This window comes from Mycolicibacterium sp. XJ879, assembly GCF_053483935.1.
This window is the reverse complement of record NZ_JBEFTH010000022.1, coordinates 1-6,664: the sequence shown is the minus strand read 5'-3', so window position 1 is coordinate 6,664 and position 6,664 is coordinate 1. Positions and strand designations below refer to the sequence as shown.

General features: G+C 69.0%; 1 protein-coding gene. It reads left to right on the top strand.

Going from position 1 to position 6,664, the window contains the following annotated elements:
- Positions 1 to 6,664 (top strand): non-ribosomal peptide synthetase (locus ABQF13_RS25160; protein WP_448395529.1); only part of this gene is annotated, 6,664 nt, incomplete at both ends.

Genomic DNA, 6,664 nt, shown 5'->3' with positions numbered 1-6,664 from the left:
GTCACCCCGCTGCAGCAAGGGCTGCTCTTTCACGCCAACACCGCATCCGCCAGCGCCGATCTCTACGCCGCGCAGCTCGACATCGAGCTGCGCGGACCGCTGGAGGTCGAGCGCCTTCGCGACGCCGTACAGGCCGTGGTCCGTCGGCATCCGAACCTGTTGGCGCGCTTCAGCCAACAGTTCGATGAACCGGTGCAGACGATCCCCGCCGAGCCGACGGTGCCATGGCACTTCGTCGACGTCGGCGTGGAGGGTGACGAGGAAACTGAACAGCTCTGCGCCGCAGAGCGCGTCGCGGTCTGCGACCTGGTCCACGCGCCGGCATTTCGGGTGGCGTTGATCCGCACCGCAACTGAGCGGCACCGCTTCGTGATGACCAACCATCACATCGTGCTCGACGGCTGGTCGCTGCCCATCCTGATGCAGGAGATCTTCGCCAGCTACCACGGCCACCGACTGCCGACCGCCGCGCCGTACCGCAGCTTCGTCAGCTGGTTGGCCGACAGGGACCTCGACGCCGCACATTCGGCCTGGCGGCACGCGCTTGCCGGGTTCGAAACGCCCACGCTCCTGGCCCCACCGGATCGGTTGGGGCTCGGACCCCGCGACGCCGAGGCCTTCACGGTGTCCGAGGAGACCACCCGGGCGCTCGGTGAATTGGCCCGCTCGCATCACACCACCATCAACATCGTGCTGCAGGCGGCCTATGCGCGGCTGCTGTGTTGGCTGACCGGCCAGCACGACGTCGCCTTCGGCACCGTGGACTCGGGTCGGCCGCCGGAGATCGCAGGCTCGGAATCGATGGTGGGCCTGCTGATCAACACGGTGCCGGTGCGGGCCACCTTCAGCCCGAGGACCACCACCGCGGATCTGCTCAGCCAGATGCAGGGTGCACACGTGGACACGCTCGAGCATCAGCACCTGGCGCTCAGCGAGATTCACCGGCTCACCGAGCAGGATCAGCTCTTCGACACGCTGTTCGTGTACGAGAACTACCCGGTCGACACCGCCGCGACGCTGGGCACCGACGGGCTGACCATCGGCGAGTTCGACTTCCGCGAATCCACCCACTACCCGCTGACCGTGCAGGCCGCGCCCGGCGACGAGCTGAGTTTCCGAATCGAGTACGACACCGAGGTTTTCGACGCCTCCACTGTCCGCGGCCTCGCCCAGCGGCTGCAGGCCGTGCTGGCCGCGATGATCGCCGACCCGCAGCGGTCGTTGTCGGCGGTGGATCTGCTCGACGACGCCGAGCGTGCCCGCCTGGAGGCGTGGGGCAACCGGTCGGTGTTGACACACCTGCCCGAGCCGACGTCCGTGCCACAAGTGTTCGGCGCGCAGGTCGCCCGCACCCCGGACGCAGTCGCGGTCCGCTTCGAGGACACCTCGCTGACATACCGCGAACTCGACGAGGCGGCAAACCGGTTGGCGCATCTGCTCGCCAGCCGCGGGGCCGGCCCGGGTGAGCGGGTGGCGCTGCTGTTCGGACGCTCGGCCGATGCGATCGTGGCGATTCTGGCGGTGCTCAAGACCGGGGCCGCCTACCTGCCGCTGGACCCCGCGCTGCCCGACGCGCGCGTCGAGTTCATGCTCACCGACGCCGCGCCGATCGCCGCCGTCACCACCGCCGCGTTGGCGCAGCGGTTCGACGGCTACGGGTTGCGAGTCCTCGATGTCGCCGATCCCGAGGTGGCCGCCCAACCCAGCGCACCGCTGCCGCTACCGTCGCCCGACGAAGTCGCCCACATCATCTACACCTCGGGTACCACGGGGCTGCCGAAGGGTGTTGCGGTCAAGCAGCACAACGTCACCCAGCTCTTCAACTCGCTGCAGATCGGTGTGCCGTTGGAGCCCGGGCAGGTCTGGACGCAGTTCCATTCGTATGCCTTCGACTTCTCGGTATGGGAAATCTGGGGAGCGCTGCTCTACGGCGGGCGGCTGGTGGTGGTGCCCGAGTTGGTGGCCCGTTCACCGGAGGAATTCCACCGGCTGCTGTTGCGTGAAGAGGTCACGGTGTTGACGCAGACTCCGTCGGCCGCTTCGATGCTGCCGGTCGAGGACCTCGACGGCGTGGCGTTGGTCATCGGCGCGGAGCCATGTCCACCGGAGCTGGTCGACCGGTGGGCGCCGGGCCGGGTGATGGTCAACGTCTACGGCCCAACGGAAACCACGATGTGGTTGTGTGCCAGCGCCCCCTTGGAGGCGGGGTCCGGATCTCCACCGATCGGCTCGCCCACGGCGTGGGCGGCGTTCTTTGTGCTGGACCCCTGGCTGCGCCCGGTGCCCGCCGGTGTGGTCGGTGAGCTGTACCTCGCCGGCGCCGGTGTGGGCGTGGGATATTGGCGTCGGCCTGGTTTGACCGCGTCGCGGTTCATGGCCTGCCCGTTCGGGGAGCCCGGCACCCGCATGTACCGGACCGGGGACCTGGTGCGGTGGCGCCCGGACGGGCAGCTGGACTACCTCGGCCGCGCCGACGAACAGGTCAAGATCCGCGGCTATCGTATCGAGCTCGGCGAGATCCAGTCGGCACTGACCGCGCTGGACGGCGTGGAGCAGGCGGCGGTGATCGCCCGCGAGGACAAACCCGGCGACAAGCGTCTGGTCGGCTACATCACCGGCACCGCCGACCCGGCGGAAGCCCGTGCCGCGCTTGCCGAACGGCTGCCCGGCTACATGGTGCCCGTCGCGGTTCTGGCGATCGACGCGCTGCCGGTGACCGTCAACGGCAAGCTCGACGCCCGCGCGCTGCCGGCGCCGGACTACCACGACGCCGGCCGCTACCGCGCGCCGGCCAATCCCACCGAGGAAATCCTGGTCGGCGTCTTCGCCCGGGTGTTGGGGGTGGACCGCGTCGGCGTCGACGACTCGTTCTTCGACCTGGGCGGTGACTCGCTGTCCACGATGCGACTGGTCTCGGCGATCAACGCCAGCCTGGACACCGACCTTCCGGTGCGAACGGTGTTCGAGGCGCCCACGGTTGCCCAGTTGGCTCCGCGTATCGGCGAGGCTGCCGGCCGGCTGGCACCGTTGCAGGCAGTTGAGCGGCCCGAAACCGTTCCGCTGTCGTTCGCCCAGAACCGGTTGTGGTTCGTCGACCAATTGCAGGGCCCCTCACCGGTTTACAACATGCCGGTGGGATTGCGGCTGCAGGGTTCCCTCGACGCCGAGGCCCTCGGTGCGGCGCTGGCCGACGTGGTCGGTCGCCATGAGAGCCTGCGCACGCTGTTCGACGCACCTGACGGCACACCGCGGCAGGTGGTGACAGCCGCTGACGGGGCACAGTTTGGGTGGGACGTCGTCGACGCCACCGGCTGGTCGGCAAGCCAACTCGATGTGGCCATCGACAGCACGGTGCGCTACACGTTCGATCTGGCATCCGAAATCCCGATCCGGGCAACGCTTTTCCGTGTCGCCGACGATGAGCACGTGCTGGTGGCGGTGGTGCACCACATCGCCGCCGACGGTTGGTCGTTGACCCCGCTGGTCCGTGACCTCGGGGTGGCCTACGCCAGCAGGTGCGCCGGGCAGGAGCCCGACTGGACGCCCCTATCGGCACAGTACGTCGACTACACGCTGTGGCAGCGCACGCAACTCGGCGGCCTCGACGACGGCGACAGCCCCATCGCCGGGCAGCTGGCCTACTGGGAAGAAGCGCTCGCCGGGATGCCCGAGCGGATCGATCTACCCACCGACCGGCCGTATCCGCCGGTGGCCGATCTGCGCGGCGACAACATCACCGTGGACTGGCCAGCCGAGTTGCAGGAGCGGGTGCGCACGGTGGCGGGGGAGCACAGCTCGACCAGCTTCATGGTGATGCAGGCCGCGCTGGCGGTGCTGCTGGCCAAGATGAGCGCGAGTTCCGATGTGGCCATTGGCTTCCCGATCGCCGGGCGGCGCGATCCCGCGCTGGACGAACTGGTGGGCTTCTTCGTCAACAACCTGGTGTTGCGCGTCGACCTGGCCGGCGATCCGACCGTGGCCGAGGTGCTCGAGCAGGTCCGGCGGCGCAGCCTGGCCGCCTACGAGCACCAGGACGTGCCGTTCGAGGTGCTCGTCGAGCGGCTCAACCCGACCCGGTCCCTGACCCATCACCCACTGGTTCAGGTCGCGTTGGCCTGGCAGAACTTTCCCGGTAGGGATGACGACCCCACCGGCGGGTTGAACCTGGGCGACCTGGAGGTCACCCCGCTGCCGGTGGATACCCAGACCGCGCGGATGGACCTGACCTTCTCGCTCGGGGAGCGCTGGACGCAGACCGGTGAACCCGCGGGCATCGCCGGCGCGGTGGAGTTCCGCGCCGACGTGTTCGACACCGACACCGTCGAAGGCCTCGTCGAGCGGTGGCAACGGGTGCTGGCGGCGATGACCGCCGACCCCGACCGGCGGCTCTCGTCGATAGACCTGCTCGATGAGGCGGAACACGCGCGCGTCGACAAGTGGGGCAACCGCGCGGTACTGACCGCCCGCCGGGATCCGGCGTCGTTCTCGGTTCCGGAGCTGTTCGCCGCTCAGGTCGCGCGCGTTCCCGACGCGGTGGCGGTCAGCTTCGCGGGCCGCGACATGACGTACCGGGAACTCGACGAGGCCGCGAACCGGTTGGCGCACCTGCTGGTTGCCCACGGGGTGGGCGAGGGACAATGTGTCGCACTGCTGTTGGAGCGTTCCGCGGACGCGGTGGTGGCCATGCTCGCCGTCCTCAAGACCGGGGCGGCGTATCTTCCGATCGACCCCGCATTACCCGACGCGCGTATCGAGTTCATGCTCAGCGACGCGGTCCCCGCGGCAGTGGTCACCTCCAGCAACCTGGCCGACCGGTCGCGCGGCTGGGAGTTACCGGTCATCGTCGTCGACGATTCCGCCCTCGGCGACCGGCCGAGCGCCGCGCTGCCGGCCCCGGCCCCCGACGACATCGCATACATCATCTACACCTCGGGCACCACCGGTGTGCCCAAGGGTGTGGCGATCACCCATCACAACGTCACCCAACTGCTGCGGTCGCTGTACGCCGACATGCCGGAACAGGTGTGGGCGCAATGGCATTCGTATACCTTCGACGCCTCGGTCGAAGAAATCTGGGCCGCGTTGCTGCACGGCGGGCGGCTGGTGGTGATCCCCGAGTCGGTGGCCCGCTCACCCGAGGAAGGCCACGCACTGCTGGTCGCCGAACAGGTCAGCCAGTTGAGCCAGACTCCCTCCGCGGCAGCGATGCTCTCGCCGGAGGGCCTGGAGTCGACGGCATTGTTGGTGGCCGGTGAGGCCTGCCCCGCCGAGGTCGTGGACCGCTGGGCGCCCGGACGGGTGATGGTCAACGGATACGGCCCGACGGAGACCACGATCTGCGCGTCGCGCAGCGCGCCTTTGGAGGCTGGGCCCGCGGGGCAACGCATTGTGCCGATCGGTTCACCGACGCCGGGCACCGCACTGTTCGTGCTCGACGAATGGTTACGTCCGGTGCCTCCCGGGGTGGTCGGCGAACTGTACGTGGCCGGCCATGGTGTCGGCGTCGGATACGTCGCCCGTTCGGGTTTGACCGCATCACGGTTCGTGGCATGCCCGTTCGGCGGGCTGGGCACCCGCATGTACCGCACCGGCGACCTGGTGTCGTGGGGTGCCGATGGGCAATTGCGGTATGTGGGCCGCGCCGACGAACAGGTCAAGCTGCGCGGTTACCGCATCGAGCTCGGTGAAATCCAGGCCGCCCTGGCCGCTTTGGACGGCGTCGAGCAGGCCGCGGTGATCGCCCGCGAAGACCGTCCACAAGATCTGCGGCTGGTCGGCTACATGACCGGCACCGCCGACCCCGCCAAGGCGCGCAAACAGCTCGCCGAGCGGCTCCCGGCCTACATGGTTCCCGCCGCGATCGTGACCATGCCCGCATTGCCGTTGACCCCCAACGGAAAACTGGACACCCGCGCACTACCGCCGCCGCAGTATCAGGACATCGATCACTACCGCGCTCCGGCCACCTTGACCGAGGAAATCCTGACCGGCATCTACGCGCAGGTGCTCGGCGTCGAGCGGGTCGGCGTCGACGACTCGTTCTTCGACCTCGGCGGGGATTCGCTGTCGGCGATGCGCCTGGTGGCCGCAATCAACAAGGCACTGGACGCCGGCCTCGCGGTGCGCGCGTTGTTCGAGGCGCCGACGGTGGCCCAGTTGGCACCGCGTATCGGTGGGCAAGGGTCGGCGTTGGAGCCGTTGACGGCTGCCGAGCGGCCCGAGGTGGTTCCGCTGTCGTTCGCCCAGACCCGGTTGTGGTTCCTGGATCAGCTGCAGGGCCCATCCCCGGTCTACAACATGGCCACAGCGCTTCGGATCAGCGGTGAGCTGGACGTCGACGCGTTGGGCACCGCGCTCGCCGACGTGGTGGCCCGCCACGAAACGCTGCGCACCCTGTTCCCGGCGGTGCAGGGAATACCGCGCCAACTGGTCCTGCCCGCCGAACAGGCCGAGTTCGGCTGGGAGGTCGTCGACGCCACCGGGTGGGCGCCGAACCGGCTGCACCAGGCCATCGGCGACGCCGCCCGCTACACCTTCGACCTAGCCATCGAAATTCCGTTGCGGGCCAAGCTGTTCCGGCTGTCCGGCGACGAGCACGTGCTGGCGGCGGTGGTGCACCACATCGCTGCCGACGGATTGTCGATGACACCGCTGGTGGCCGATC